This window comes from Pseudoalteromonas sp. SWYJ118 (assembly GCF_015864505.1).
In the GTDB taxonomy this organism is placed as follows: Bacteria; Pseudomonadota; Gammaproteobacteria; order Enterobacterales; family Alteromonadaceae; genus Pseudoalteromonas; species Pseudoalteromonas arctica.
Genome location: NZ_JADYXC010000058.1, coordinates 1 through 1569, shown reverse-complemented (window position 1 = coordinate 1569; position 1569 = coordinate 1). Strand labels below are relative to the sequence as shown.

Below are 1569 nucleotides of genomic sequence, written 5' to 3'. Positions count from 1 at the left end.
TTTGTAGAAACAATAGAAAAGCGCCAAGGCTACAAAATAGCTTGCTTAGAAGAAATTGCATTCAATAATAAGTGGCTAACTAAATCTGAAGTGGAAGCGCTTGCAGCCCCAATGCTTAAAAATAGTTACGGTCAATATCTAATGGATTTAGTAAAAAGTAATGCATAATCACTTTACTTTGAAGGAGTGGGATAGCCACTTTTTTAACAAGACAATATTTTCACTTGAGCTAACAAGTGATGATATAGAAAATAAAAATTGGCCTAGTAACTCACTAGTAACAACTAAAGTTAGTTCAAATAACTATCACGATTTAGATAAAATGAATAAGTACGGCTTTAGCTTTGTTGAGGGAGAAGTTGTATTTCAAAAAAGCTTACTAGACAGCAATGACGTAGTTTCACTACCAAGTTTTAATTGTTATCTAGCGCTAGAAAGCGATATTGATGAACTTAAACGTACAGTAAGTGATTTATATGTGAATAGTCGTTTTAGAGAGCCGTGGTTTTCTCCAAGTGAAAGAGATTGCTTTTATCAAACGTGGATCGAAAATGCAGTTTTATCTAAATTCGATGACTGTTGCTTAGTCTTAAAGAACGAAGGTAATATTTCTGGTTTTATTACTATTCGGATTAGAAATAAAGAAGCCGTTATAGGGCTTATTGGAGTAGCTAATCGTTTTCAGGGGCAGGGGATAGGTAGTGAACTGCTAAAGCTAATAGAGGCCTACTGTTTAGCAAATAACGTTAGCAAGATAAAAGTTGCAACACAAACTAGCAATACCCCCGCAGCAAATTTATACAGTAAAAATGGTTTTAGCATTGCTGATATATCATATTGGTTTTATAAACAGGTTTAAAAAATGATCCCTTTTAATATCCCTCCTAAAGTAGGTACAGAATTAGCGTATATCGAGCAAGCGATTGCATCAGACAAGTTATGCGGCGATGGTTACTTCTCTAAAAAGTGCGAAAAATGGTTTGAAGACAGCTTCAACACAATAAAAGCATTACTAACTCCCTCATGTACAGCATCGTTAGAGCTAGCCGCCATTTTGATAGATATTCAGCCAGGCGATGAAGTTATAATGCCTTCCTATACATTTGTATCTACAGCGAATGCGTTTGTATTACGTGGTGCAAAAATTATATTTGTTGACGTTCGTCCGGACACAATGAATATTGATGAAACACTCATTGAAGCTGCGATTACGGCTAAAACAAAAGCAATAGTGCCAGTACATTACGCAGGTGTAGCTTGTGAAATGGATACAATACTCGCTATCGCAGAAAAACATGACTTGTGGGTAGTAGAAGATGCAGCACAAGGCGTAATGTCTACCTATAAAGGTAAAGCACTAGGAACTCTTGGTCATATAGGCTGCTATAGCTTTCATGAAACTAAAAACTACTCATCGGGTGGCGAAGGTGGGGCAATTTTAATTAATGACCCTAAGCTGGTTGAGCGAGCTGAGATTATACGTGAAAAAGGAACAAATCGTAGCCAGTTCTTACATGGTATCGTCGATAAATACACGTGGCAGGACATAGGGTCGAGCTTTTTACCAAG

Annotated in this window: 2 protein-coding genes and 1 pseudogene; all 3 read left to right on the top strand. The window is 36.9% G+C overall.

The window, feature by feature from the left end:
* Positions 1–168: pseudogene (locus I6F48_RS21145) on the top strand (glucose-1-phosphate thymidylyltransferase); the annotation flags it as partial.
* The gene (gene rffC / locus I6F48_RS21140) at positions 161–859 is read left to right on the top strand and encodes a dTDP-4-amino-4,6-dideoxy-D-galactose acyltransferase (RefSeq protein WP_197120243.1); all 699 of its coding nucleotides are present in this window, start codon (positions 161–163) and stop codon (positions 857–859) included. The pseudogene I6F48_RS21145 and the gene rffC, both read left to right, overlap by 8 nt.
* Before the next feature lie 3 nt (positions 860–862).
* Positions 863–1569: dTDP-4-amino-4,6-dideoxygalactose transaminase (gene rffA, locus I6F48_RS21135; protein ID WP_197120242.1), on the top strand; the 707-nt coding region annotated here is incomplete at its 3' end.

Bases quoted from the DNA above. Each gene is read 5' to 3' on its own strand.
- rffC (WP_197120243.1), top strand. From the start codon at position 161: ATGCATAATCACTTTACTTTGAAGGAGTGGGATAGCCACTTTTTTAAC.